Source organism: Agrobacterium radiobacter (assembly GCF_040801995.1).
Lineage (GTDB): Bacteria > Pseudomonadota > Alphaproteobacteria > Rhizobiales > Rhizobiaceae > Agrobacterium > Agrobacterium radiobacter.
Map to the genome: position 1 here is coordinate 1,481,965 of NZ_JBEGHX010000002.1, position 26,954 is coordinate 1,508,918.

21 protein-coding genes are annotated in these 26,954 nt (G+C 59.4%); 11 read left to right on the plus strand and 10 right to left on the minus strand.

Features of this window, described 5'->3' with window-relative positions; genetic code table 11:
• Positions 1 to 6 precede the first annotated feature (6 nt).
• The 7 genes from tssF to tssA all read right to left on the minus strand — a co-directional run bounded on the left by tssF (position 7) and on the right by tssA (position 7,764).
• The gene (gene tssF, locus MRBLRC7O_RS20615) at positions 7 to 1,788 is read right to left on the minus strand and encodes a type VI secretion system baseplate subunit TssF (RefSeq protein ID WP_060726789.1); all 1,782 of its coding nucleotides are present in this window, start codon (positions 1,786 to 1,788) and stop codon (positions 7 to 9) included.
• Positions 1,781 to 2,290: a type VI secretion system baseplate subunit TssE gene (gene tssE, locus MRBLRC7O_RS20620; RefSeq protein WP_003504539.1), complete on the minus strand. Its 510-nt coding sequence runs from the start codon at positions 2,288 to 2,290 to the stop codon at positions 1,781 to 1,783. The genes tssF and tssE overlap by 8 nt, the downstream gene beginning before the upstream one ends.
• The gene (locus MRBLRC7O_RS20625) at positions 2,283 to 3,107 is read right to left on the minus strand and encodes a type VI secretion system accessory protein TagJ (protein ID WP_003504541.1); all 825 of its coding nucleotides are present in this window, start codon (positions 3,105 to 3,107) and stop codon (positions 2,283 to 2,285) included. Before MRBLRC7O_RS20625 ends, tssE begins: the two co-directional genes overlap by 8 nt.
• Complete coding sequence (gene tssC / locus MRBLRC7O_RS20630; protein WP_060726790.1) at positions 3,104 to 4,498, minus strand: type VI secretion system contractile sheath large subunit; 1,395 nt, start codon at positions 4,496 to 4,498, stop codon at positions 3,104 to 3,106. The genes MRBLRC7O_RS20625 and tssC (MRBLRC7O_RS20630) overlap by 4 nt, the downstream gene beginning before the upstream one ends.
• A gap of 56 nt (positions 4,499 to 4,554) precedes the next feature.
• Positions 4,555 to 6,036: a type VI secretion system contractile sheath large subunit gene (gene tssC / locus MRBLRC7O_RS20635; RefSeq protein ID WP_060726791.1), complete on the minus strand. Its 1,482-nt coding sequence runs from the start codon at positions 6,034 to 6,036 to the stop codon at positions 4,555 to 4,557.
• A gap of 98 nt (positions 6,037 to 6,134) precedes the next feature.
• Entirely contained in the window at positions 6,135 to 6,644 is a 510-nt protein-coding gene (gene tssB, locus MRBLRC7O_RS20640) for a type VI secretion system contractile sheath small subunit (protein ID WP_020010212.1), read from the minus strand.
• Between the two features lie 67 nt (positions 6,645 to 6,711).
• Positions 6,712 to 7,764 (minus strand): type VI secretion system protein TssA, encoded by a 1,053-nt coding sequence (tssA, locus tag MRBLRC7O_RS20645; RefSeq protein WP_080864573.1) that lies wholly within the window; start codon positions 7,762 to 7,764, stop codon positions 6,712 to 6,714.
• A gap of 220 nt (positions 7,765 to 7,984) precedes the next feature.
• Between tssA and tssH the strand changes: the two genes are divergently transcribed.
• From tssH to MRBLRC7O_RS20685, 8 genes are all read left to right on the plus strand, one after another.
• Positions 7,985 to 10,639 (plus strand): type VI secretion system ATPase TssH, encoded by a 2,655-nt coding sequence (tssH, locus tag MRBLRC7O_RS20650; protein WP_060726792.1) that lies wholly within the window; start codon positions 7,985 to 7,987, stop codon positions 10,637 to 10,639.
• 57 nt (positions 10,640 to 10,696) lie between these two features.
• Complete coding sequence (locus tag MRBLRC7O_RS20655) at positions 10,697 to 11,173, plus strand: Hcp family type VI secretion system effector (protein ID WP_003504561.1); 477 nt, start codon at positions 10,697 to 10,699, stop codon at positions 11,171 to 11,173.
• 109 nt (positions 11,174 to 11,282) lie between these two features.
• On the plus strand, positions 11,283 to 11,672 hold the full coding sequence (locus tag MRBLRC7O_RS20660; RefSeq protein ID WP_060726793.1) for a Rap1a/Tai family immunity protein: 390 nt from the start codon (positions 11,283 to 11,285) through the stop codon (positions 11,670 to 11,672).
• A gap of 11 nt (positions 11,673 to 11,683) precedes the next feature.
• On the plus strand, positions 11,684 to 12,184 hold the full coding sequence (locus MRBLRC7O_RS20665; RefSeq protein WP_003504563.1) for a type VI secretion system amidase effector protein Tae4: 501 nt from the start codon (positions 11,684 to 11,686) through the stop codon (positions 12,182 to 12,184).
• A gap of 13 nt (positions 12,185 to 12,197) precedes the next feature.
• Complete coding sequence (tssI, locus tag MRBLRC7O_RS20670; protein ID WP_367727590.1) at positions 12,198 to 14,462, plus strand: type VI secretion system tip protein TssI/VgrG; 2,265 nt, start codon at positions 12,198 to 12,200, stop codon at positions 14,460 to 14,462.
• Positions 14,463 to 14,475: 13 nt separating this feature from the next.
• Positions 14,476 to 15,591 (plus strand): DUF2169 family type VI secretion system accessory protein, encoded by a 1,116-nt coding sequence (locus MRBLRC7O_RS20675; protein WP_060726675.1) that lies wholly within the window; start codon positions 14,476 to 14,478, stop codon positions 15,589 to 15,591.
• Positions 15,588 to 17,156: a DUF4150 domain-containing protein gene (locus MRBLRC7O_RS20680; protein ID WP_077998785.1), complete on the plus strand. Its 1,569-nt coding sequence runs from the start codon at positions 15,588 to 15,590 to the stop codon at positions 17,154 to 17,156. Before MRBLRC7O_RS20675 ends, MRBLRC7O_RS20680 begins: the two co-directional genes overlap by 4 nt.
• The gene (locus tag MRBLRC7O_RS20685; RefSeq protein ID WP_060726676.1) at positions 17,153 to 18,253 is read left to right on the plus strand and encodes a hypothetical protein; all 1,101 of its coding nucleotides are present in this window, start codon (positions 17,153 to 17,155) and stop codon (positions 18,251 to 18,253) included. The genes MRBLRC7O_RS20680 and MRBLRC7O_RS20685 overlap by 4 nt, the downstream gene beginning before the upstream one ends.
• A gap of 298 nt (positions 18,254 to 18,551) precedes the next feature.
• On the opposite strand, the gene MRBLRC7O_RS20690 is transcribed toward MRBLRC7O_RS20685, so the two are convergent.
• Complete coding sequence (locus MRBLRC7O_RS20690; protein WP_060726677.1) at positions 18,552 to 20,537, minus strand: putative bifunctional diguanylate cyclase/phosphodiesterase; 1,986 nt, start codon at positions 20,535 to 20,537, stop codon at positions 18,552 to 18,554.
• Between the two features lie 342 nt (positions 20,538 to 20,879).
• Here MRBLRC7O_RS20690 and MRBLRC7O_RS20695 point away from each other — a divergent pair, with 342 nt between their 5' ends.
• The 3 genes from MRBLRC7O_RS20695 to MRBLRC7O_RS20705 all read left to right on the plus strand — a co-directional run bounded on the left by MRBLRC7O_RS20695 (position 20,880) and on the right by MRBLRC7O_RS20705 (position 24,036).
• Positions 20,880 to 21,686, plus strand: a complete 807-nt coding sequence (locus tag MRBLRC7O_RS20695) for an inositol monophosphatase family protein (RefSeq protein WP_060726727.1) — start codon at positions 20,880 to 20,882, stop codon at positions 21,684 to 21,686.
• A gap of 62 nt (positions 21,687 to 21,748) precedes the next feature.
• Positions 21,749 to 22,357, plus strand: coding sequence for a dual specificity protein phosphatase family protein (locus tag MRBLRC7O_RS20700; RefSeq protein WP_060726678.1), 609 nt, complete (start codon positions 21,749 to 21,751; stop codon positions 22,355 to 22,357).
• Positions 22,351 to 24,036, plus strand: a complete 1,686-nt coding sequence (locus MRBLRC7O_RS20705; RefSeq protein ID WP_080864570.1) for a metallophosphoesterase family protein — start codon at positions 22,351 to 22,353, stop codon at positions 24,034 to 24,036. The genes MRBLRC7O_RS20700 and MRBLRC7O_RS20705 overlap by 7 nt, the downstream gene beginning before the upstream one ends.
• Before the next feature lie 32 nt (positions 24,037 to 24,068).
• On the opposite strand, the gene MRBLRC7O_RS20710 is transcribed toward MRBLRC7O_RS20705, so the two are convergent.
• Together MRBLRC7O_RS20710 and MRBLRC7O_RS20715 are read right to left on the minus strand one after the other, a co-directional pair.
• The gene (locus MRBLRC7O_RS20710; RefSeq protein WP_060726680.1) at positions 24,069 to 25,055 is read right to left on the minus strand and encodes a LacI family DNA-binding transcriptional regulator; all 987 of its coding nucleotides are present in this window, start codon (positions 25,053 to 25,055) and stop codon (positions 24,069 to 24,071) included.
• A gap of 113 nt (positions 25,056 to 25,168) precedes the next feature.
• A complete protein-coding gene (locus tag MRBLRC7O_RS20715; protein ID WP_060726681.1) occupies positions 25,169 to 26,728 on the minus strand; it encodes a TerC family protein in 1,560 nt (519 codons plus the stop codon).
• Positions 26,729 to 26,954: the final 226 nt, after the last annotated feature.

A 26,954-nucleotide genomic window follows, 5' to 3' on the forward strand; every position in this document is an offset into this window, starting at 1 on the left:
GGTCTCCTAGAGCAGCGGCCGGTCGGCCGCACGGGCAGGCCAGCGGGCAATCGGTTTGGAGTGGCCGCGCATCGTCGCCGTCAGCCGCGTGAAACTGTTGATCGAGGTGTAGAGCCCGAAGAAATGGTTGAGGACATTGGCGAAAACAAATGCGGCAGGTCGCGCGATCAGCGCGGGATCGAACTCCACGGTGATGTCAGTTCCTGGCACCATGGCCGAGCCGATCCGGGCATGGGAATTCTGCGCCTCGACATTGCTGATCGCCTCCACGAGCTGCCGGGTTTCCGGGCTGTCCCTGAAGGAATAAAGCGACAGAATGTCCTTCAGCGGTGCGCCGCCGCTGTCGGTGAGGGACAGATGGTTGAGGAGGAGATGCGAGATCAGCCGCCATTCACGCGCCGAACGCTCGTTGACACGGATCGCCGCTGTCGGCGGCATCAGCGCATGGATGGATTTTACAGCCTCGTTGCCGGTCGAAAGCTGCAGGAAGGGGTGTCCCCCGCCAAAGGGGAGCTGGCTTGGCAGCTCGCGATTGATGCACAGCGTGTCGATGCTCGCTACCATGTCGAGCGGTCCCAGCGGTCCGCGCTTCTGATCCACGAAGGCGATGTCCGTATCGGAAGAACCATCGTCATCGAACCGGCGCTGTATCTGCCAGAACACGTTGGCGCCGTTATTGCGCTGTGTGCGGCCGAAGAACGGGGAGGTCTTTTCGGTCTGCCCGGAGCGGCTGGTCAGCTGGACGTTTTCGACGGCGTAGATTTCGCGGGTCCGCTGCCGCCGTGCATCCGGCAGCAGGCGGTATTCCGTGCGCGTGCCATCGAGGCTGAGCGGTTCGCAGCTTTGTTTGAACAGGTTGATAACCGGCGAGGCGTTCAGCACAAAATCCCGGACCGACACCATGCGCTCAAGCTGCGTGTCCGCCGCATCCAGATAGATGTAAAGCTCGCAATCGCCGCCGCTCCATTTCTGCAGTCCGTCGATATCGAGAAAGAGAAACTTCTGCGGCAGCGCGAAGAATTCGGTGAGAAGCCGGTAGCCGTCAAAACTGTTGGCGGGATAGGGCAACATCGCCTGATCGCGCGTATAGCCGGATGGCCGGAGATTGCCGGCGGGCAGGAAAACGGCTTCCTTGTCCTCGGCGTGACGGGCAAACGCCATGCCCACGCAATGATTGGTCAAAAGCTCGTAAAGCGCCGTGGCCTGCTGCCAGGCGGCGGACAGGAAAATCTGAAGCTTCGTCAGCCCCATTTCCGGGAAATTGCCGCCGCGCGGCGCCGTGCTGCGCAGCGAAAGCCGCAGACAGCTGGCGGCGCCGGCGAAGGAGGCCGAAAACGGCGCGTCGATCGGCTGGCCGGACAAGGTTGCGGCTGCGATTTGCAGCGGCGCGATCTCCACCGCCTGCGTGGTGCGAAAACGGCAGCTTTCACCGCCGACGGGTTCGGCGAGGATTTCGCTGTGCCGCGGAAGCGTCTGCACGGTTGCCAGCGCCGTGCTTGGGGTGAACTGAACCACGCTCATGGACGGGATCGGCGCAAGATAATGCGGATAGAGCGTTTCCAGCAGGCTGTCCGACAGTTCGGGAAATTCGTCGTCCAGTTTCTGGCGCACACGGGCGGCGGAGTAGGCGAAGCTCTGGATCAGCCGCTCGACATGCGGATCGTCGGCGACATCTCCCGTCATGCGCAGCCTGCCGGCGATTTTCGGGAACGCCGCCGCGAAACGCGATGCGCGTTTTCTCAGGGCAAAAAGTTCGTCATTGTATTTTTCGAGAAAGCCGTCAGCCATTCGTCGCCTCCACCAGGAAACGCTGCGTGGACGGATCGATCCGGGATTCGAAGCTGATCGGCGGCATACCTTCCTGAAGGCGGAAACTTGCCTGTATGCGCATGCGAAGCGCCCGGTCGCCATCCGTGCGGTTTTTCAGGATTGTCACATGCACGTCGGCAAGGCGGGTTTCGAACAGGGAAATCCGCCGTTCGATGCTGCGCGCGAGCCGCGCCTTGGAGGCATCCGTCACCAGATTGGCCGAGAGAATACCGTCCACGCCGTAGCTCACCAGCGCATCGGACAGTTCCTTCAGCGCCGCCGGCGGGCCGGCGGGGTTACGGCGGGTATTGAGCAATGCCTCGAGATCGCGGCGGATCACCTCACGCATTTCGCGCGCCTGATCCTTCAGGCTGACGAGCGCGTCCGTTTCGGCATCCGGCGCGTCATCGAGCAGCCGGTCCAGAACGGAGCGTGACAGCGTTCTCTGTCGTGCGCGATATTGCTCGAGCGGATCAACCACGGGCGATCTGCCTTTCATCGTCGGATGCGGCGGAAAGAGAACCGATCTCGTGGAACGGCACGACATCGTCGCCAATCAGCAGGCAGCGCTGGCCTTGCCCGGTCGCCAGCGGCTGGTCCTCTTCGCTCCAGCGCGTTTCCCGGCCAAGGAGAAGGCCGACATCGTCCTTTGCGCCGTGATAGATGGCCGGAAGCAGCACGGATGCGACCGCGCCGTCGCGCAACGTCAGTTCGGCCCCGCGGAAAGCGAGGTCACGCGGGCGGCTCATGGGGTCGATGGTGAGGCTTTCGATGCGGCCATAATCGATCCACAGATAGCGGCCGCCATTGGTCAGCACTTCCAGCGCGTGCGGAATCCGGTCGTCCAGATCGCGGATATCGCCGGCGTTCTTGTCATTATGGCCGATCGCCACATTGCCACGTTTTTCGTCGAGTTCAGCCAGCGCGGTTCCGGCGGCATCCGCGTCACCGCTGCGTGCGGCGATATTCGCCCGGATGGCCAGCTGATCGAGTTCTGACGGACCGCCGGGGAAATCCGGCACCGCGCCGTTTTCGAACCACGCATTGCGTGCGGCCATGGCGCGCAGCTGGTGGCGGAAGAGAGAAAAACCGACACTTTCCTGCGGCGAGAATGTTGCGGCCAGATTGCATTGCGCATCGGCCTTCTCATAGTCGCCGGCGAGGACCAGCAGGTCGATGTAGAAATGGCGGCCATCCTTGTCGGTGGGCTTCGTCTTGACGTGTTCGCGTGCAAGCCCGATCGCCTCTTGCAGCCGGTCATCATCGAGAAGGCGGGAAATGTCGTCGCGCAGCGTCATGCGGATATCCTTTGCGGCTCGGCCGAAGATCGGGATGCGGCCGCCGGCGGCATCATGGTTTCGGCAATGAGGTGGAAGCTCGTGGAGACGTCGTCGAGCTGGAAATGCGGCTGAAGGCGCACGGTGCAGGAGAATGTTCCGGGCTTGCCGGGAACCTCGAAGACGTTGATCCCGGCAGAGCGCAACGGGTAGCGCGTGCGCAGCGTCGCTTCCGCATCGTCATTGCCGAGCGTGTAGGAGGAAAGCCAGCCTTCCAGCTTGCGTTCTATCGTCGAGGCATCGCTCAGCTGGCCGATATCGTCGCGCATGATGACCTTGAGGTAATGCGAGAACCGGGAGGCGCACAGCACATATTGCAGCATGGCCGCGAGGCGGGCGTTCTGTCTTGCCGCTTCGCTGGAATAGTGGCCGGGCGCATGCAGGGACTGGTTGGCGTTGAAGATCGCCATGCCGGAGAGATAGGTGGTGGAGACGGGCACGATGCCGAGATCGGAAAATTGCTGTTCCTGCCCGGTCGTCAGCTGTACCTCGACGGGCGGCTGCGCGGAAAGGCCGTTGCTCTCGATGCCGAGATCGAGCGGCGGCAATTGCCGGGAAGAAAGCATGCCGCCATCCACGGCGTCCTGCGTTACACCGCGCAAATCCGCAAACCAGCCGGAATCGACGAAATTGCGCACCACCACCGTGGCAAAAGCGAAGGCGGCGTTGCCCCAAAGCAGGGTCTCGCCGCTTTCCGCCACATGCTCGCGAAATGGAAATCCGTCATCGCGTCCGCGCGCATAGGGCCTGTAGGGCGAGCGCAGCAAAACCCGCGGCGCGACAAGGCCGACAAAGCGGGAATCGTCACGTGCACGAAGCGCGTTCCAGCGCAGTCTCGATTTCTCCTGTTTCAGCCAGGAAAAATCGTGGACCCGGCTGAGCTCCGAGAAGTCCTGCAGGCCGACGGCCGAAGGCGAGGCCGCCGCCACGAAGGGGCAGAAGGCGGCCGCAGCCACCATGCCGATCTGCGACAGCGTCGTGATGGAATCGGCACCCTCGAGATCGTCAGGGGAAAATTCGTAGTCGCCGATCAAAAGACCGACCGGTTCGCCACCCGGCATGCCGAATTCGCGGTTATAGACAACTTCGAAAAGATGGCTCTGGTCGAAATCGGTGGCGCGTTCCGTGTTGCGGGCAAGGTCGCGCCAACTGGCATTCAGCAGCTTCACCTTGACGTCAGTGCCGCGGCCAGCCTCGCGCACGACCATGGCAAGCCCACGCCATCTCGCTTCCATCGCCTGAAAATCAGGGTGATGGAGAATGGCGTTCACCTGGCCGGTCAGCGCATCGTCGATGAGGGCGATGAGCTGGTCGGCAAAAATACGGGCGTCCGGAAAGGACTGATGCGCCATGAGCGGGCTCCGGGTGAAGAACGGGGCCGGGGTGGCCGGACCACCCCGGTCCGGGTTCAGTTCTTGGACGGAATACGGGCAACCATGCGTAGCGACGTCGTCAGTTCTTCCATCTGCAACCAGGGCCGCATCCATGCGACCGCATTATAGGCGCCGGGTTTGCCCGGCACTTCCTGCACGGTCACCTTGGCATCGCGCAGCGGATATTTCGCCCGGCTTTCCTCGCCCGCTTCGTCATTGGCGTTGACGTAGTTGGCAATCCAGCGATTGAGCCAGACTTCGCAATCCGACGCTTCCATGAAGGAGCCGATCTTGTCGCGTCCCATCACTTTGAGATAATGCGCAAAACGCGACGTGGCCATGATGTAGGGCAGGCGGGCCGAAACGGCGGCGTTGGCCGTTGCTTCCGGCTTGTCGTAAAGCTTCGGCTTATGCGCGGTCTGGGCACCGAAGAACACCGCATAATCCGTGTTCTTGTAGTGGCAGAGCGGCAGGAAACCGAGCTTGCCGAGTTCGGCGTCGCGGCGGTCGGTAATGCCCACTTCCGTCGGGCATTTGAGGTCGAGATCGCCGTCATCGCTGGAGAAGACGTGCATGGGCAGATTTTCCACCCGGCCGCCATTTTCCGCGCCACGGATCGCCGTGCACCAGCCGCTTTTCGCAAAAGCGTCGGTCAGCTTGGTGCCCATGACATAGGCGGCGTTCATCCAGCAATATTCGTCATGCTGCAGGTCGCCATTCACCGCACCCTTGGTTTCGTCATAGGCGAAATCATCGATTGGGTTGGTTTTGGGGCCATAGGGCATGCGCGCCAGCACACGCGGCAAAGCGAGTGTCACGAAACGGGAATCGTCGCTCTCGCGGAAGCTGCGCCACTTGGCATATTCCACCGTATCGAAGATTTTCTCCAAATCGCGCGGACGGGCGAGATCGCGGTAATCCTCGAAGCCGAACATATGCGGGCTTGCCGCCGAGATGAACGGTGCGAAAGCCGCCGCCGCAATCGACGAGACGCCCTGCAGCAGCTGCACGTCATCGAATGAGTTGTCGAATTCATAGTCGCCGATGATCGCGCCGAGCGGCTCGCCGCCGGGGGTGCCGAATTCGTCTTCGTAGATCGCCTTGAAGAGGCGCGACTGATCGAATTCCACGGCCTTTTCCAGATCGCGCGCGAGTTCCCGCTTGCCGGAATTCATGACGCGGATCTTGAGGTTGACGCTCGTCTCGGAATTCTTGACGAGATAGTTGAGCCCGCGCCAGGTGCCTTCGAGCTTCGCGAATTCCGGCGCCTGCATGATGGCGGCAAGCTGTTCGGAAATCGTCCGGTCCAATTCGGCAATGGCGTGGTTGAGGGTGACGGTGAGGTTGCGGTCGTATTTGACCGTTCCCTTCAGCGCCTGGTCGGTCAGCGTGCGCAGAAGATTTTGCGCGCGGTCCGGTTCGGTCTGGCGGGTTGCGGCAACCACCTTGGACAGCAGTCCATGATCTTCGGCGGTCGTTGCCTGTGCTTCATTTTTCAGCAGGCTTTCAGCGCTCATGTTTCAGTCCTTCCACATGCGGCTTTGAAAAATGCCGCTTGAACAGTTGAAGCCCCGCAATGGGGGCCGTTCGGGGAGGTTTTCCTCCGCACAGGCGATTATTTGCTCGCGCCGTTCTTTTCCTTGAGTTCGGAAACCAGCGTTGCGAGATCGGTCTTGTTCTGCAGAATATCTTCCAGCATGCGTTCCAGATCTTCAGAACGGTCAGCCTTGGAAAGCAGGTCGCGAAGCTCGTTGCGGGCGTCCAGAAGCGCCTTCAGGGCAGGAACCTGCTGCACGACGGCACCGGGTTCGAAATCGTCCATGCTTTCGAATTTCAGGTTGACCTGCATGTCCGTTCCGTCTTTCTGCAGCGTGTTGGCAACGGAAATGTTGAGGCCGGGGGTCATGCGGCGCATCACCTCATCGAAATTGTCGCGGTCGATCTGAACGAACTTGCGCTCGCCGAACGGCTTCAGCGGCTGGGTGGGATTGCCGGAGAAATCACCCAGCACGCCGACGACGAAGGGCAGTTCCTTGACCACCATCGCGCCTTCGGTTTCGACTTCGTATTTGATGTGAACGCGGGGCTTGCGAACCCGCTCCAGCTTTTCATGTACACTTGCCATTTCAACCTCCTTGATGCCCCTTGGCATGGCTGACTGTTAGGGGACGGCGTCTCCCGTCCCTTGCCCGTTATTTTCCGTTTTCTCCGCCGGGCTTGATCCCGGCGGCCGTCAGAACTGCGTTTCGGGCCTGCGTTTCGGGCAGAAGCTCTGCCAGCAGTTCCGAAAAATCCATGCGCCCCCTGCGAACCAGCGTTTCGATGGAGAGCGAGATCGGCGAGTGCGGCTCGGTCCGGCGAAAGTAACGCGCAACCGAAAGAAGAGTTTCAAAGGCCTCGTCGCGTGAAGATATGCCTTCCGGCGAGGCTGCGGATATCCGCACCGCCGGTTGCCCGCCCTCGTCAGTGTCCGCAACAGCGGTCGCCGCCTGCTCAACCGGGGCCGGCTCCTTTTCGCGCCCGCCCAGCGTGCGGATGGCGGCGGCGGCTTCGATGAGCGTGTTACGGATATTGGAACTGGGTGGCGCGAACTGGCCGCAGCGTTCGGAAAGAACCGCCATGATGGCGTCGAAGCTGGAGAGACAGGCGTTGACCTCGGCCAGATGGGAAGACATGGCGGCAACGCCCGCTTCTGATGCCAGCCGATACAGTTCTTCGCGCCGTTTGCTCTCGGTTGGCCGCTGCGCCAGCTGGAAATCCCAGAGGCTGTGCTCGCCAAATTTCCCTCCGGGGATCAGCGGTGCAAGCCGGAGCGGCTGAACAAGTGTTCCTTCAGTGCCGATGCCGTTCAATCCCGCAAAAGGTGCAAATTTTTCCTCATCATTATCGTCGCTGATCGAGCGCAATGAGTCCCAGTGGTTGTAAAAAAGATCATTACAAAGCTCATAGATTTCGCGCAGTCCAGGAAAGCCGCGCAACCGCAGGCTTGCTTCGGAAAGCCACGCCAATATTTCTATGTCCTTGCTTTCGGAATATATAATCTGCAATCCAAGATTGCTGACACTGTCCCAGCTACTGGAGATCTTTAAGTTATCCTGAGGGGAGGTGGCGCGCTCTTCTGTGCGTGCCTGGTTTCTTTCATCCTTAATTCTATAGTATAGTTCGCGCGTTCTTGAATCATTGCGGATATTATCTCCGCAATTCCCTAAAAGTTCTACATCTGTTTTAACATGCTTCGTATCCAAAGGTAGTCTATCCCCAGAAAATAGTAATGGATTTTTTGTAGTTACTTCCCTTACGTGAGGCTATTGATCAGACAGACTTATTCAAAATGTGTCTAAATTGTGGCGTCTAGTGTCTAATCTAACCCGATAAAAAATAAACTTCGGGGTGGACAACCCGGTTTCATCATCATAGTTATTCCACGTCACGTTGTGGAATGAACCCGGGCAGGAGGCTCATTGCATGTCGCATATCGATCTCAATCGCCTCGTTGAAGCGCTTGAGCCTGACCTGCGCGTCACCCTTGAAGCTGCGGCTTCTGTCGCGGTGCGTATGGGGCACAGGTACGTGGATATCCCGCATTGGCTGCTGGCGGTTGTAGATGCCGGCATCTATGCGAAAACATTCGAGGAATTAAAAATTCCACCTCCGGTGTTGCGGGCAGAAATCGGCCGCAGCCTGGAAGAGGCCGTGATTGGCGACGGCGAGGCCTTGTCGCTCTCCCAGAACATTCTGACGGCGGGCCGCGAGGCATGGGTTCTTGCTTCGCTGGAGGCCGGACGCGACCGCGTGACGCTCTGCGACCTGCTTCTGGCGATGGACGAGGAAACCTCGCTCCGCTCTTTCGTCCGCTCCGCTTTTCCGTCGCTGAAGACGATGGATCGCGCGGCTCTCGAGCGCCTTCGCAGTTCCGTTGAAGAGACCGCCGGGAACGGCGTTCCTTCCACGACGGCGGGTACAGCGCCAGCCGCCGGCCAGAACGATTTTCTTCGCCTTTACACCCAGGACATGACCGCCGATGCCCGGAACGGTAAGGTCGATCCGGTGATTGGGCGCGACGATGAACTGCGCCAACTCGTTGATATTCTTACACGCCGTCGTCAGAACAATCCCATTCTCGTGGGCGAGGCCGGTGTCGGTAAAACGGCGGTTGCGGAAGCGCTGGCGCTGGAGATCGCTTCCGGGAACGTGCCGGAAAAATTGCGCAACGTCCGCCTGCTGAACCTCGATATTTCGCTGCTGCAGGCCGGCGCCGGTGTGAAGGGTGAGTTCGAGCGCCGTCTTCATGGTGTGATCGATGCCGTAAAGCGCTCGGCCGAACCGGTTATCCTGTTCATCGACGAGGCGCACGGCCTTGTCGGCGCAGGTGGTGCGGCTGGCCAGGGCGATGCGGCCAATATTCTCAAGCCAGCTTTGGCGCGGGGTGAAGTGCGCACCGTCGCGGCGACGACCTGGAGCGAATACAAGAAATATTTCGAAAAGGATGCGGCGCTGACGCGTCGTTTCCAGCCCGTGCATGTGCGCGAGCCTGATGAGACAACCGCGATACGCATGTTGCGCGGTGTCGCCGACAGCTTCGTCAGCCATCACAACGTTGTCGTTCGTGACGAGGCGATCGTGGCGGCGGTGCAATTATCCGCGCGTTACATGCCGGCGCGGCAATTGCCGGACAAGGCCGTCAGCCTTCTCGATACGGCCGCGGCTGCCGTTTCGCTGGCGCGGCAGACCCTGCCGGAACGGCTGCGCGCGATGGAAAGTGAGCGGCGTCTTCTGTCCGATGAGTTGAACTGGCTTCTGCGTGAACCGCAGGACGAAGAGATTGAGGGCCGTATCCAATCGATACGCGACGAAGTCGAAAAGCTCGAGAGAGGGATTGACGATCTGCGCAGCCGTTACGATGCGGAAATGGCTGAACTCAGCGAAGAACAGTCGGTTGAAACCGGTGCATCGAATGTGTCGCCCCTGCGGCGTGCGGCTGAGACCAGGCCGGCAAATGCTGAAAGACTTGTGCCGACGGTGGTTGATCGTGAAGCGATTGCGTCCGTCGTATCGCGGTGGACGGGAATTCCGCTCGGTAAACTTCTGGCCGACCAGATCGAAAGCGCCCGCACTCTGGATGCGCGCATGCGCCAGCGGGTCGTGGGGCAAGATGCCGCAATCGGCCGGATTGCCGATGCCATGCGAACCGCGCGCGCCGGATTGTCCGATCCTCGCCGCCCGCCGGCCGTGTTCTTTCTCGTCGGCATGTCGGGAACGGGCAAGACCGAGACGGCGCTGTCGCTGGCCGATCTGCTCTATGGCGGCAACAGCCATCTGACGACGATCAACATGTCGGAGTTCAAGGAGGAGCACAAGGTTTCGCTGCTTCTCGGCTCGCCGCCGGGCTATGTCGGTTTCGGTGAAGGCGGGGTGTTGACGGAAGCGGTGCGCCGCCGGCCGTTCGGCGTTCTCCTGCTCGACGAGATCGACAAGGCCCATCCCGGCGTTCAGGATATTTTCTACCAGGTGTTCGACAAGGGTGTGCTTCGCGATGGCGAAGGCCGCGATGTCGATTTCAAGAACACCACGATCTTCATGACGGCCAATACCGGATCGGAACTGCTGACCGCACTTTCGGCCGATCCGGATACGATGCCGGAAGGCGAGGCGCTGGAAGCGCTGCTGATGCCGGAGCTGACCAAACAGTTCAAGCCCGCTTTCCTCGGGCGCACGATCATCCTGCCGTTCATGCCGCTCGGTGCGGAAGAGCTTGCAAGGATCGTGGACATGCAGATCGGCAAGATCAGGGAGCGTGTTCTGGCAACATATGGCGCCGACCTGACCCTGTCCGATGCCGCGCGCGACGCGTTGGTGGCGCGCGCCGGTGCAAGTGAAATTGGCGCACGCGCCATCGAAATCATGATCGGCAAGGATCTCCTGCCGCCTCTTTCCAGCTTCTTCCTTGAGAAGGTGATCGCGGGAGAACGGGTGGGCAAGATCGTTGTCGATTTTGATGAAAATCGGTTCGGTATTCGTGCCGAAGTGGCTGGGGAGCCAGATGAATTCGCCGCAACCGAAGAGGGTGGGGTGGATAAAGTTGCCGCGTCGGAAGGGGCTACCCGACGCATGCGGCATTAAACGAAGGGTAACGCGGCCTCGAAGCAAGAGGTCATTTCAGCTACAGGAGCTTACAGCATGCCAATTTATCTGCAGATTGACGGTATCCAGGGCGACGCCACGCATGAGGAGCACCGCAAGTGGATGGACATCGAAGCCATTCACTGGAACGTGGCACGCAACATGAACACATCTGCTGGTTCTGCTGCAAACCGCGAAGCATCCGAACCGACTATTTCGGAAGTCATTCTGACCAAGGTCAGCGATTCTTCTTCCACCAAGCTTTTCCAGGAAGCCTGCGCCGGCCGGACTGGCAAGCTCGCAACCATCCATCTGGTGACCACGGGTAATCCGGGCAACACCTATATCGAGTACCTGCTGACGAACACACTCATCGCCAGCTACTCGGTGGATTCCAGCGGTGATCGTCCGGTGGAAACCATCAAGCTCAACTTCACCAAGATGGAAGTGAAGTACACGCCGTTCGACGACAACAACTCGCCGCAGTCTCCAATGATCGCCTCTTACGATCTGGCGACGACGAAGGCCGCTTGACAGCGACGCGACCCGGTGCCGGCCTCGGCCGGCACCGGAACGTTTTCATTGCAGTTTTGCAGCTCACGTCGTGATGTTTCTCATCCACGTTGGACGAGGCGGGTTAATCATGCGCTCCCTATATGCGTTTTTTGCTTCCGTGCCGGTTGTTCTGGCTCTGTCCGGTCTTTCACCGGCCGGTGCCGAGGAACGGACATGGATATTCTCCGGTACCGAGCTCAAGCAGGCCATCGAGGGCAAACTTGCCCCTGAGGTGTCTGATCCGGAAATGCGGCGGCTGGTTTCCGTTGCAAAATCGAGCGCCTATATCGCCGGTGTGGCCGATCTGACAAGCGGATCGGACTGGTGTGGTGCGGGCGCCGTGGCGCCCCTTGAACTCACCGACCGGATCTACACTTATCTCGGCGATCTTCCTGCGGAAAAACTGGATGAACAGGCAGCCACTCTCGTGCGGGAGGCGCTCGAGGTCTCCTTTCCCTGTGAGCAGAAAAGTAACTAGTGGGACGAACCATGCGTGTTAACTTTGACACTCTCTATAAGAATTATCCGAGCAGCGACCCGTCGCACCCGAACTATATCAGCCAGCGTGATCTGTTCACGGAAATCGGCTGGGATGATTTCATCGGCAATCCGAACTATCACAATACCTGCGCCATTCGCGTCAGCATCGCTTTCGTGAAGTCGGGCATCAACATCGTGCCTGCCTCGCACCGCATCCAGAAAGGCCCCTATGCCGGAAAGGGCATAGAGGTGAACATGCGCCGCCTCGCCAACCTGATGAAGCGGACGAGCTATCTCGGCGAGCCCGAGCCTTTCACGCCCGCGACGGCGCGTAACGGCATCGGCGCGCGCAATGGCGTCGTGGCGTTCAACAATATCCCCGGCTACACCGGCGGCGGTCATATCGATCTTGTGCGGGGCGGCTCGGAAGCCACCCAATGCGCATCTGCCTGCTACTACAATTCGGAAACGATCTGGTTCTGGCCCCTGCAGTCCAGCCGCGGGTCCTGATTAGGAGTGTCCCATGACCGACCAGCCTTCGTTTTCCGATTTCGTCCAGGCGAGCCGCGTTCTCAGGGTGAAGTCTCCGTTGGGCGAAGATCAGCTTCTGCCAGAGCGCCTGACGGTCGAGGAAGGCGTGTCGCAGCTCTTCGACATCCGCCTGACCGTGCGAGCCAAGAAAGAAGCGGTCAAGCCCGAGGAACTGATCGGTCGGCTGGTCGATATCTCGGTCGAGATCAGCCAGGGCGAGGGGGATGGCGGCGGTGTTCGCCGCCCGTTCAACGGCCTGGTGACGGAGCTGCATGAAGGCCCGCCGATCACACGCGGTTTGCGCTCTTACGCCATGACCCTCCGCCCGCAAATGTGGCTTCTGTCACGCCGGTCGGATTGCCGCATCTGGATGGACAGGACGGCGGTGGAGGTCGTCGAGACGCTGTTTTCGGAACATGGCATTCCCGCTCCCGATACGTCAGGCATCATTTCGCCGCCGCCTGCACAGCACTACAGCGTCCAGTTTAACGAGACCGACCTCGACTATCTTTTGCGCCGCTTTGAAGAGGACGGCCTGTTCTACTGGTTCAGCCATGAGGATGGTTCCCACAAGCTGCATGTGGCCGATAGCGCCAGCGGCTGGCTTGGGCCATCACCGGCCGCCCAGGGGGAGGGGACGGTGCGTCTGGCGCAGGGTTCGTCGGATCGCAACCACATCAACGACTGGGCACGGCGTTTCTCCTATGTCCCGGGCCAGCGCGCGGGTGCGGACTGGAATTTCGAGACGCCGGGCATGGTGCCGGGCACAATGACGCCCTCACTGGTGCAGATGCCGGATGCGACGAAGCGCGAGCTCTACGAATACCCGGCCCGCATCAGGACAGTCGAAGAAGCGGAGCGGGCGCAGAAACTGCGCACCCAGGCGATCGAGGCCGACCACGACCGGGTATTCGGTTCGTCGACCTCGCGCATTCTGGAGGCCGGCCGCCGCTTCACGCCTTACGAGGTCGCCCACCCTGAACACGCCTATGAAGAGCATGTGATCATCAGGGCAAGCCACAATATCGTCGATCTCTCCTATGAGACCAATGGCAACGAGCCGGAATATCGCAATCACTTTGAGGCAATTCCGGCCCGTGTGCCGCTGACGCCGCACCGGTCAACAAAACGCCCGCGCATCGAAGGCACGCAGGTGGCGATCGTCGCCGGCCCTGAAGGCGAAGAAATCCATCCTGACCAGTATGGCCGTATCAAGCTGTGGTTCCCGTGGGATCGCAAGGCGAAGAAGGATGGCACGGATACGTGCTGGGTGCGGGTCAGTCAGGCATGGGGCGGCGGTACATGGGGTGCGCAGGTTATCCCGCGCATCGGCATGGAAGTGATGGTCGCTTTTGTCGATGGCGATCCGGACAAGCCGCTGGTCATTGGCGTGGTCAACAATCCGGCCAATTCCGTGCCTTACGACCTGCCGGCCAACAAGACGCGCATGGTGCTGCGTTCCAACAGCCACAAGGGCGACGGTTTCAACGAAATCACCTTTGAGGATGAGGCCGGCAAGGAGAACCAGTTCTTCCACGCCCAGAAGGACCAGACGACGCGGGTATTGAATGACCGGACCAAGCGCATCGACCGCCACGAGGTCGCCTCGGTTGGCGGCAACCGCGCGGTGGAAGTTTCCGGCAACCAGAAACACGAGATCGGAGGCTCGGTGAACACCGTCGTCGGCGGCACGGGACCGATGGCGATGATGGCCATGGCCGGCGTACAGGCGCTCTCCGGGCAGACGGCCGGGTTGCTTTCGCAAGCCGCCCAGATCGCCGGCGGCGGCGGCCCGGGTCTCGCGGCCTTCGCTACCACGCTTGCCTCATCGGCGCTAGGTTTCCTCGGTGCGGGCGGTCTTTCCGCACGCGAAGGTGTTGTCTCCGGTCCAAGCCCGCGTGCAGATGCGGGCACTGCACTTGCCGGTTCCGGCTCGGGCGTCGGTTCCGATGCTTCGGGATTGTTTCCGCTACCGGGCATCATGAACACGATCGTCAGCACATTCAAATCCGACAGCGTCGGGGTGGCGCGGGCTGAGCAGATCGGGGTCAGCAAGGTTACGAATGTCGGCCAGACGTCGCTGGAAAGCGTCGGAAAGTTCAAGAAGATTGCAGTCGGTGAAGAGTTCGTCATCGAATGCGGCGATTCCAAATTCATCATGAAGGCGAATGGCGAGGTCATCATTCTTGGCAAGACCTTCAACTTCGTGGCGACGGATCATTTTCAGCTTCGCGGCAAGCCGATCGATCTGAACTGACGGAGGCCGGGTCTTGGAACTTCAGAACCGCCTGCCGTTTCCCGCCATGGCTTTCCGTCAGTTCGATGCCGAAGGAGGGCTCGATTGTATCGTCTCCGTGCGTGCAACATTCATGCATGCCCAGGGCGGTTCTCTGGATATCGCAGCCGAGCAGGAAAGTTTTCAATGGGAGGACGCCTATGAGGGCGATCCGCACCAGACCGTCCTCCTGCGCCAAAGCGATCTTACCCCGGACAAGCCCGGGACGGATATAACCTTTCTCGGGAATGCGTGGTCTGCGAGCGGCGAGCCGGAGAAATCCTGGCGTGCCTCCATCCGCGTTGGCGAAATTTTCAAGCAAATCGAGGTTTTCGGCAGACGCTTCTGGCAGCCTGTCGTTAAGGAGAAATGGGCAGGTTTTTCCGCCAGGGAAGCCAAACGTGTCATAGCGGATTGGAAACTGAGCGATCCTGAACCGGCTAGAAGCGTGGCCATATGCTGGCGCAACGCTTATGGCGGCGCGATCCCTGGCACAGGTGACGCGGGGACGGAAACACCGATTGACGTGGAGCGCCGAAACCCGCTTGGGTGCGGCATCGTCAATCTTGAGATGCCTGCCGACGCCGGGCCTGTTCCAGCTCCGCAGATCGCTGCCGTCGGTGAGCATTCCGATTGGCGGAGCACGCCGGAACCGCAGGGATTTGGGCTCGTTTCGCCTTGGTGGCAGTTCCGTCAGCAATATTCCGGAACCTATGATGATGGTTGGCGGGAGGAGAGGCACCCCCTCTTGCCGCGTGATTTTGATCCACGCTTCTGGCAGGCGGCCCATCCTGATCTCATCGCGACGCCTCACCTCAAGGGTGACGAGAACTACGAGCTGGTTAACCTGAGTTCTGAGCATCCGGTCGCGAAAGGCTCGTTGCCTGGCCTTACCCTCGGTGTCCATTGCTCTCGCGAAGATCGCGATGAATGGCATGTGCTGAAGCTTGATGGTGTGCAATTCGACTGGCGCAATGACGGACGGGTGCTTCTGACCTGGCGCATCAGGTTTCCTCTTCCCGATGCCGGTGAAACAAAACTTGCCCTGACGCGCGTTCGTCTGAAGTCGCCCGAAACCGAAGCGGCTTTAACCGAGAGGGAGACAGCATGAGCATCCCCCGCGACAATTATATCGGAGAGCCCCAATATCCCGGCACATGGACGACGGGGACACCGCGTGAGGGACTGCGTGACATCGATGAGGCGCGTATCGTCTCTTTGGCACCTGATGTATGCCTGACACCGGTTGGCTCGTCGGTGGTGCCTATTCCCTATCCGGTCGTGGATTTTTGCGGCCATGATAAAAACTATACGCCGTCTGTTCGGTTCACCGGCAAAAAGGCAATGGTGATGCGTTCGTGTACGACACATGTGCACGGCGACGCGCCCGGTAACCGTAAGGGGGTAAAATCCGGCACGGTGGAAAGCATCTGCGAACCCATCGGGCACGCTGATCAGGTGCTTGCTGAAGGCTCGCATGTCATTCGCCACCTCGATCGTTTTTATATGAACAGCAGGAATACCCAGGGTGAGGCGATCTTCGTCCGCAGCACGCAGACCTATGATCCTCCCAAGGATGATGATCCGGTGCGGGGGTCGCTTAGATGGCAGGACGGGTCGGACGAAGGCCGGGTTATGAGCGATGCGTCGCCCGAGCCGTTTAAAGCGGGTGAGAAATACGCTTATGCGGGATCGGCTGCCGCAGCGACGACTGGGGCAGCTCAAAACTCTGCGCAAGCACTTCGCGGAGGAATGCCGGCGACAAGGCCGACTGTCCCCCAGACTGTTCCTCGTGGTCCGGGAAGGGTGATAACCCCGGGACCCGCCCGAGCGCCTCAGTGGTATCGTACCCCGCCTCACAGGGTTGTGAGCGATCTTGCAAAAGTTGGCCGTCTCGCGAGGGTGGGCATTTGGGCCCGCCGCCTAAATGTCATCGGGATATTATCAAGCGTCCTTATCCCCGATAATGGTGCAAATCTGTCTGACGTCGTCCCACGGGACGATCAGGAGCGGCGGATCAAAGAAATGTTCGACGAGGGTGTCGACGCCGGACATGACAGCTGGGAGATGCGGGATTGGGCGATGGAGGAGCTCCGTCGACATCGGCAGCGAGTGCGTGAGGAACCAGAAAGCCGGCCACAGGCATTACCCCAGAGCGAAACCGTACGTGTCTCCGATCGGGACGAATACCGCAAGAAGTGTCAGGTCGACCGTTACGCCAAGATGAAGAGCGTCTGCGGTCAGTACGGCATGCAGGCTCACCATATAGTTCCGGACTGGACGCTTCGTTATGGCGCGAGAGAGGATGCCGATAAGCGCATTCCGAATATGCCCAGCCTTAATGATGGTATGGCTATATGTGTTATTGGGAATGCCCGGGTAGAGCAAACCGAGCACTGGGGTGGTCATCTGGCGGACAAGGCGATCGAAAATGCGGGTAGAAATTCAACGCCACCTTTTACGGCACCCTTACATAAAGTAGTTCAGGCGTCAGCCCAGGCTATGATAAGCGTGAGGCCCGATTGTGCAAAAGAGATTATGGCAGCCCTGACGACCCAATATGCTGGAAAAAATCCGTTCCAGCTTTTACGAGCTAAACAATATCCTCCCCTTCCTGAAGAAACCATATCGGCTTTGAAGTCTGGAGCTGTTGAAGGAGCGACCAGAAAACCATGAAAACCAAGCTGCCTATCGATTTCACGAGAGCATATGCGAGGTCGGGCAAAACGCTCGCCGTTGTCGCAACGAGAGACAATGCTGAACCTTTCGATCCTGATGGCCGATTTTATCGGTATGATCGTGACGACGTGCCGCCGCAGGACTGGACGTATTCCGACTTCGGTTTCCATATTCAAAGCATGACTGTGTATCATAGCGCTGAGCACGCTACGCCAGATGGTTATTTCGTTTTGCTGTCGTCGGAGGGTGACGTTTATCACACCTACTGGAAGGAGAATTTTCAAGAGAAAATTCAGGGAGCCGGTAGTTGGAGTGACGATTCGAAAGGCTACGGGCGTCTCACTCGCATCCGCGAGATCGGGCAACACCTATATGCCTGCGGAGAGGGGGGGCAAATCTATGTTCGCAAGGGGAACAATGATTGGCGTCTCCTGACCGATAAATTGTTGCTGAACCCAAATGCGCAGGAGGAAGCAAAGCCTGAAAAAGAGCCGGAATTTCTTTCTCCGGAATGGCAGGAATGGGTCACTCGGTCGGCCCTCAATCCAGCCTCCCGCGATATACTGTTCTTTGACATAAACGGTTTGTCGGAAGAAGCCATCTATCTTTGCGGGGAGGAGGGGCCTGGTACCAAACCGGTCCTTTGTTTCTGGGATGGTCATGAGTTGCACGAACTGAAAATTCCAATTCCGGTGGCCGCTTTGACCGGAATTTACATCGAGAATCCTGACAGTGTCTGGGTATGTGGGAGAGAAGGTGTTCTCATACACGGAAGTCACACACGGGGATTTTCGCCTGTCGCATTACGGCAGCAGCATAATCTCTTTCACATGATCACTCCCTATCGGGAAAAACTCGTCATGGCGGCGAGCGTTCGTCCCGGCGGTCTTTATGAGTATGATCCCAAGACAGGACGTTTTGGCAGATTTGATCCTCCTCTTCCGCGCTTGAGCAATCGTGATGATAACGAATCTATCGACAATGGTCCGTTTTTTGCGCAGGTGATCGAAAACGTGCTTTGGGTCGTCGCATCGAAAGATGTTTTCCGCTTCGATGGTGCGGCTTGGGAGCGGATAGAACACCCAGATCTCTGAGTTGCGAGCTTCCGAAGGCTTCGAATGTTATTGATGCGGCTGGGTCTGCCTGAGGCCTTCTAAAATCGCAGCAACGTGGACCGGGAGGGAAATGGCATGAGCCTCCCCCCGACAACTACAGCGGCGAACCACAATGCCGAGACACATGGGCCGCCACCGGGACGCTGCAATACGGCTGCATGTCCTTGATGAGGCACGTATCATCTCTTTGGCGCTTGATGTATCCCTGACCCAGGTTGGCTCATCGGTGATGTCTATTCCGGCGCTGGGGAAGTTTTACTTGGGAGCGCATCGGAGCTTACCACCAAGCCTTGTTTGGATTTTTGAGAGCTATGGATTTGGTGCGATGTTTGGGACTCGCCTGGCCCGAAAGAAACGCACCGACATCCTCTTCCCGAAGCGGTGGCGCATAGATGTAGCCCTGCACCAGCGTGGCGCCGAGGCCTTCGAGTGCGGTTAGCTCGGCTGGTGTTTCCACTCCTTCCACCACGCATTCCAGTCCCATGTCGCGACTGAGGGTGAGGAGGGATTTCACGATTTTGTAGCTGGCCGGTTTTTCGTGCAGGTCCGTAACGAAGCTGCGGTCGATCTTGATCTTGGTCAGCGGCAATGCATGCAGTCGCGTCAGGCTGGAATAGCCGGTGCCGAAATCGTCCAGCGATATGCCGCAGCCGAGGCGGCGCAGCATTTCGACCGATTGCCTCACCTGTTCGAAATCATGGGCAAAAGCCGTCTCGGTAATTTCAAGGTCCAGCCGTCGTGCATCGAAGCTGCTGTTTTCGATGATGCCGAGCAGGGAAAGCACGCCCTCATTGGAATTGAGGTCCTGGGCCGAAAGGTTGAACGACAGGCGCAGGGAGGGTTCCCATGTGGCGGCGGAGGCGAGCGCCATTTTGAGAAGCGGCCGCGTCAGCGAACCGACGATGCCGGCCCGTTCCGCGATGGGGAAGAACTGGCAAGGCGGCACATGCCCGAGAACCGGGCTGTGCCAGCGCGCCAGCGCTTCAAACCCTGCCGTCCTTCCGTCGCGTATATCGACGATCGGCTGGAACACGACCGAAAGCTCGTTTTCCATATCCCGCTGTTTGAGCAGGTGCTCGACGCGGGCTTCAATATTGATCTGCTTTTCGTGCTCCGCATCGAACAGAACGGCATCGCCACGCCGGGTTTTCTTGGCATGGTAGAGGGCATAGTCAGCCCTGTCGAAAAGCTGCTCGAGCGTGGAGGCGAGGTGTGGAAAGACCGCTATTCCCATGGATGCGGAAACATGCACCGTTCCCTCAGGCATATGGTAAGGCGCCCTCAGCTGCTCGGAGATCGCATTGGCATTTGCCACGAGTTGCGCATCATCAGGTATGATAGGCGCGACAATGGCAAATTCGTCGCCGCCCAGTCGAAACGCCTTGCTGGCCTTCAGATTGGCGGTGAGGCGCTTGCTGACATTGATCAACAGCCTGTCTCCCACGGAGTGTCCATAAAGGTCGTTGACCGGCTTGAACCCGTCCAGATCGATGACGCCCAGCGCCAGCCGGGTTCCGTTGGTCCTCGCCTTTTCGAGCTCGGCTTCAAGGTGGGCGAAGAAGGCGCGGCGGTTGGGCAGTTCCGTCAGGCTGTCAATATTGGCAAGCAGCAGGTTTTCATTGCTGAGCGCTTCCGTGCGCTGCTGTGAAATGACCATGCGCTCAAAATTGCGGTAGTTGGTCAGCAGGATGGACATCATGCCGGTGCAGACCAGCAGCACGTTGATGGCGATGGCGACAAATGTCGGTTGCCGCGACGCCAGAAAGAAGGCGATGAAGGCGCCATTGACGATGACGGTCGCCATGAAAGCGGCCGAGCGAACATACATCAGACAGAAAATGCAGGAAATGACGGTAATCGCCATATAGAAGGCGACGTGGGATCGCGTATAGGCATCCCCATAGGGCACCAGCAAAAAAGACCAGAGCGTGAATGCCATGGCGATGCCGGCAGCCAGACGATTGGTACGCTGAAGGGCTGCATGCGCCACCTTGGGTGCGGGATCTATACCACGCGTCCTCCACCAGAAGGTGACTCTCAGCGTGCAGCCGAGGGTGAAGAGACCGGGAATTCCAATGGTGAGCCAGAGCGGCGCCACCTGCATATGCGTTACGGCAAGCGCCCATGTACTTGAGAGCAGAATGAAATACATCATCGGCATCTGTCGGGTGAAAGCACGGTACTGCGCTTTCAGCAGATCAGGATTGTCGGACCGAACGGACACGAAGTCCTGCAATTTTTGTGTGGCGGTCAGTAATTTCATTTATGGCTCTTCAAGTACAGAGCGGCATTTGTAACTTAATTCCCGTTACATCATTGGAAATGCACAGGGTTAACCGACATAAAACTGTATCAACCGCAAGATGCAGGCGCTGCATTTCGCAACATTTCATTATTTTCGTTATTAAGCGTTTCCTGGATTGGTATGTCCGATGGGTGAGAAAACCCTTCGCTTCTTGCCATGCGCCGTGGAAAATCTATTGATCTGGTAGAATGAGGCTTCTCTCCCTCGATATTCATGAGTTCCCTTTTAGATTCTCTTGAAAAGCTTGAGCGCGCGTGCATTATGAACGCGTGTTCAAAATTCGAGGAATGGTTCTTGCACATGGATTTAATCCACTATCCCGACACCTTGGCGGCGCGAGCCGAACTGTGCCGCAGCGTTATCCTGTCCGCCGGGGAGCTGGTGCTGAAAGGTTTTGAGGGCGAGGCCACGCGCAGTTTTTCGATGAAGGGGCCGCAGGATTTTCTGACGGTGACGGATGCGGCTTCCGAAGCGCATATTCGCGGCGCGATCTCGGCTGCTTTCCCGGATGACAGTTTTTTCGGCGAAGAAGGCGGCGGCGAGATCGGAGAGCGCGTCTGGGTGGTGGATCCTATTGACGGCACCGCCAATTTTGCCCGTGGCATTCCGCATTTCTGCATCTCCATCGCCTATGTCGAAAACGGACGGACAGAAATCGGAGCGATCTATAACCCCGCCCTCGGCGAGCTTTATCTCGCCCGCCGCGGCGAAGGTGCGACACGTAACGGGGAGCCGATCCGGACGGCGGAAACGGAGCGTTTCGATGCGGCTTCGATCGAGATGGGGTGGTCCACCCGCGTCGCGAATGCCACCTATCTCGATGTGGTCACGAAGCTGCTCGATATGGGCGCGAATGTCCGCCGCGCCGGCTCCGGTGCTCTGGCGCTCGCCTATGTGGCCGATGGCCGTTCCGACGGCTATCTCGAATTGCATATGAATTCATGGGATTGTCTTGCGGGCCTGCTACTCGTCAGCGAAGCTGGCGGCGACGTGTGCCCATTTCTGGAGATTGGCAGTCTGAGGGATGGCGGGCCGGTGCTGGCCGCAGCCGCCGGTGTTGCCAAAGGCGTCAGCCAGGCATCGAACATAGTCCTTGCCGCGCGGTAGCTGCGGCGGGATGATTTATGACGGAGACCCCAAAGGGGGCTCCGTGCATGTGGAGGAATGAAATGGATGGACCCGTTTATGCCCGGCCTGCAATCAGCCTGATTGCGGAAGGGCTGGGCCCGCACAATGCTGCGCTCTACATCGGCGGCAGCGATGGTGCGGGTGACCTCGGGCTCCTGCGACGACATGGCATCACCATTGTCGTCAATTGCGCCGTCAATCTGGATATCAATCTCGTGCAGACCGTGGCGGAAAAGGGCGACAGGCGCGCGGTGGGTTATGGCGATATCCGTTATTACAAGCTCGGTCTTATCGATGGCGAGGGTAGCCCCGACACCATGATGCTCGGCGCCTATTATATTCTCGATGGCGCGCTTCGCCAGACCATGCCGAAGCGGGAAACCTATCCCTTTGCCGATGGCGGCAATGTGCTCGTCAATTGCCGCGGCGGCCGCAGCCGCTCCGTTTCACTGGTGGCGCTTTTCCTGCACAAGCAGCAGCCGGATCTCTATCCCACCCTCGACGATGCACTGGCCGTGATCCGCACGAAACGGGAATTGCGGCCGGATGAGTGGTTCGAGACACCGAAACCGATGCTTCATGCCGCCGCTCGCCGTGCTTCCAACTGGATCGACATGGTCGAGGGCAAAAAGACCGCTCACTCATGCTGACACGCACGCTTCCCTCCGTTGCCGTCATCGCCGACGCGCATTTTCATGACACGGCAGCCGATTTCGGGTTTCCCGGCATCGAGATTGATGGCCAGCGCATCACCATGCGCAGTTGGTCCGATACACGCGAATCCACCCGGGTTTTCAACGAAAGCACCGATGCGCTGCATGCGGCGCTCGAAGACGTGCGCCAGCGCGGCATTCGCCATGTGGTGCTGCTTGGCGATTATACCGATGACGGCCAGCGGGAAACGACGGAGACGCTGAAGGGCATTCTGCAGCGCCACAGCCATGCCCACGGCACTGCCTTTTACGCACTGCCCGGAAATCACGATATTTTCGGCCCGCTTGGCCGGCACCACACCAAGGAATTTCTGACGGAGAATGGCAGGTGCCTTTCCGTTTCAAGCGATGTACGGCGGGCCGGCGAGCGCGTCATTATCAGCGATCGCATGTATTGCGAGGGTTATCCGGCGGGTCTTGGCCCGATGGCGGCCTTCGGTTATTTCCGTCAGCCGGATTATCTGCATTGGGAAACCCCCTTCGGTCTTTCCGATGCGGCGGAAGACCGGATGTACGAGGTGCGCTCACCCGATGGTCGCAATGTCTATCGCCTGATGGATGCTTCCTATCTGGTCGAGCCCGAGCCGGGCCTGTGGCTCCTGATGATCGACGCCAATATTTTCGAACCACTCGATGGTGAGTTTGAAAGGGGTGAGGACGCGGCTTTTACGGACAGCACCTCCGGCGGCTGGAACGCGCTTTTGCGCTGCAAGCCTTTCATCATTGACTGGATCGCCGATGTGCGCCGCAGGGCGCAGGCGCTCGGCAAGACATTGCTTGGCTTTTCCCACTATCCGGCGCTCGATCCTTTCGATGGCGCAAGCGGTGCGGAAAGCGCCCTGTTCGGAAAAACCAATGTCGTGCGCCGCACGCCGCGCAGGGCGGTGGAGGATGCGCTGCGGCAGGCCGGGCTTGCCGTCCATTTCAGCGGGCACCTGCACGTGGAAGGCGTGACCCGTCGCGGGGAAGGCGAAAACTCGCTCACCAATATCGCCGTGCCGTCGCTCGTCGCCTTTCCGCCCGCCTTCAAGGTCGTCCACCCGTCGCGGCAGGAAATCCTTGTCGAGACGGTGGAGATGGCTGCCCTGCCGGTCAATGGCCGCATTTGCAGCGGTTACGCGCAGGAAACAGCACTGGCGGGTGAGGAAGACGACCGGGCTTTCGCGGCGGGCAATTACGGTGATTTTCTGCTGGGTCACAACAGGGCGCTGATCAGGCATCGCTATTTCGCCAAGGAATGGCCGGCCGCTGTCGTCAGGGCAATCGCCGACAAAAGCGTTCGGGACGTTCTCGACCTACTTGAAGGCGAAGACCGATCCTCGCCTGATGATGCTATCCTGTCCTCAGACCTGCCGATGTTCGAGCTGATTGCCGATTGGTATTGCCTACGCCAGGGCGCAGGTCTTTCGCTGCCGCATATCGCGCCGCAACGGCTTTCCCTTTATCGAACGCTGGCGGAACGCTTTGGTCGTAAGCCGGATCATCACGATGGCTCGGTGGAGAGCTTTCTCGAAATCTTCTTCGGAGCACTCGGCCTGTTTCTTGAGCGTGCCGAAGGCAGCCCGCGCGATCTGGAGCTTCGGCTTGCGCCGCACCATGAACGCGTTGCGGTTTGAACTGAAGAGTTTTGCCCGGAAGGAGATTTGGTCTAGCGCGCGGTGATGCGCTCGACCATGGAAACGGGCACGACCTGAAGCCGGGTTTCCGGCTCATCGCTATCGAGCGCGGTCAAGACCTTCTCGGTCAGCGCGTCGAAGGACTGGGCAATGGTTGTCAGCTGGTAGCTTTTCCAGCCGGCCTGCGGAATGTCGTCGAAACCGACAATCGAGATATCTTCCGGCACCCGGCGGCCCATTTCCAGCCGGGCGGCATCCATGAAACCAAGCGCCAGCAGATCGGTCACGCAGAAGGCGCCGTCTATTGTCTTGTCCGTGAGCAACTCGCGGCCGGCCTGATAACCGCTGTCATAGCTCGTCGGCCCGCCGGACCATGGCACGACCTCGACGCCTTCGATGCTCATGCGCTGGGTGAAGGCGCCGGCACGGCGCAACTGTGCCGGCGTCTGGCTGCCGCTGGAAATGACCGCGACCTTTTTGCATTTCGCTTCGACAAGCCGCATGGCGGCAAGATCGGCGCCGCGGGAATCGTCGCTCAGCACCATGTTCGTGTCGGTGCGATCAAGACGCTGATTGATGAGGATGAGGCGCACGCCGTTGGCGATGCATTCATCGACAATCGACGCCGGCGGTTCACCGGAGAGAACGACGATGGCCTGGGCGCGAAACTCGAAGAGACGCTCGATCAGCGGCGCAATGTCCTTGCGGGCATCCGCCGCATTCAGCAACAGGCATTGCAGCCCACGGCGCAGAAGCCCGATGCTGAGCAGATCGAGCTGCTTTGAAATGAAGGGAGAACTGAGATTGGCGCCGACGACACCGATGAGATTGGAGCGGTCATTGTTGAGACCCTGCGCCAGACGGTTGACGCGGTAGCCGAGTTCCTGTGCGGCTTTGAGCACCTTGCGCCGCACGGCCTTCGATACGCTGCCGCCGGGTGTGAAGGTGCGCGAGACGGCGGAACGCGAGACCCCGGCCTTTTTCGCCACCTCTTCGGCTGTCACGAACCCTCTCGCCATTCAACTCCCCCGTTGCGAACCATGGTCTGATATCACAGGCTATATGGCGTCGCCTATTCCATTCGAAACATTTGGACGGGAGGCGCTCCTGCCGGCCGCCTCCCGCGCCCGGATCATCCATCGGAGAGGGTGGTGTTCCACGCCCGGATCTTTTCGATGTTTCTGTCGGAGCACGAGACGATCTCGAACTCGAACCCGTCGCCCGCAATATGTTCGCCGACTTCGGGAAGGCGATTGAGACGCCAGAGGATGTAGCCCGCGATTGTGGAGTAGCGGTCGGCCTCGTCCACCAGATTGATATCCAGGAGATAGGATACCCTTCTGACGTCCACAGCGCCATCCAGCAGCCAGGAACCATCCTCCGCCCGTTCGGAAATCTGCGCTTCCTCGCCCTCATCCGGAAACTCGCCCGCAATCGCCTCGAGAATATCCGTCGGCGTTGCTATGCCCTGCAACGTGCCATATTCATCGATGATGACGGCCATCTGCAGGGGCGATTTTCGCAGCTGTTCCATGACCTGCAGCGCCGTGGCGCTTTCATGCACCACGAGGGGCTCACGCAGCGAGCGCTCAAGGTTCAGTTTTCCGTCGTGCAGAAGATCACGCAGCAGATCCCTTGTCGCGGCGACGCCGAGGAATGAATCCAGCTTGCCCTGCGCCAGCATCAATCGGGAATGGTCGAGTTCCAGCAGGCGGTGTCTCAGCGTGTCGTGGTCGGCGTCGACATCGAGCCAGTCGATCTCCGTTCGTGGCGTCATGATTGAGACGACGGGACGCTCGGCCAGCGTGAGCACCCCGCGGATCATGTCCTTTTCCTCGGATTTGAACAGATCGCTTTGCGCTGCCTGCGCGGCGATGACGTCGGCAGTCTCACCGAGGGATGGTTGTTCGCCAACCCGGCCGCCCAGAAGCCGCAGAATGGCGTCGGAGGTGCGCTCACGCATATCGCCGGCGGTGATGCGCTTTTCACGGTTGCGCCTGCCAAGCTGGTTCGCCGCCTCGATAAGCACGGAAAAGCCGATGGCGGCGTAAAGATAACCCTTGGGCAGATGGAAGCCGAAACCCTCGACAATCAGGCTGAAGCCGATCATCAGGAGAAAACCGAGGCAGAGAATGACCACGGTCGGATGTTTCGACACGAAAGCCATCAGCGGCCTGGATGCTGCCATCATCACGGCCATGGCCACGCAGACAGCGGTAATCATCACCCAGAGATTATTGACCATGCCGACAGCGGTGATGACGCTGTCAAGCGAGAACACGGCATCGAGCACGACGATCTGCACGATGACCTGCCAGAAGACCGCATGCACTACCTTGCCCTGTTTCGGCTTCTGATCACCTTCCAGCCGTTCGTGCAGCTCCATGGTTCCCTTGGCGAGCAGGAAGGCGCCGCCGAGAATGAGGATGAGATCGCGCCCCGAGAAGGAAAAATCGGCGACGGTGAAAAGCGGCCGTGTCAGCGTGACGATCCAGGAGATGGAAAACAGCAGCAGGAGGCGCATGATGAGCGCCAGCGACAGGCCGACGATCCGGGCCCTGTGGCGCTGGTGCGGCGGCAGCTTGTCGGCAAGGATCGCGATGAAAACGAGATTGTCGATGCCGAGGACGACTTCGAGAACGATAAGGGTGACGAGGCCGATCCAGATGTTCGGATCTGCGAGGAATTCCATGTTCAGGAGCCTTTATGGGAATGGGTGCAAACGCGCAAAGCCCCGGATTGCACATCCGAGGCTGGAAGTCGTCGCGTTGATGAAAACAAGAAGATCCGAGGCTGGCTTCGCGTTACGCGAGCCAGCCTCGTTCGGTGTCGACTACCGTCTGTACTGTCGCCTTCGTCAGGCATCGGGTTGATTTATCCCACTATCAGTAAATTCTTGTGCCGGTCGACCTAACAAA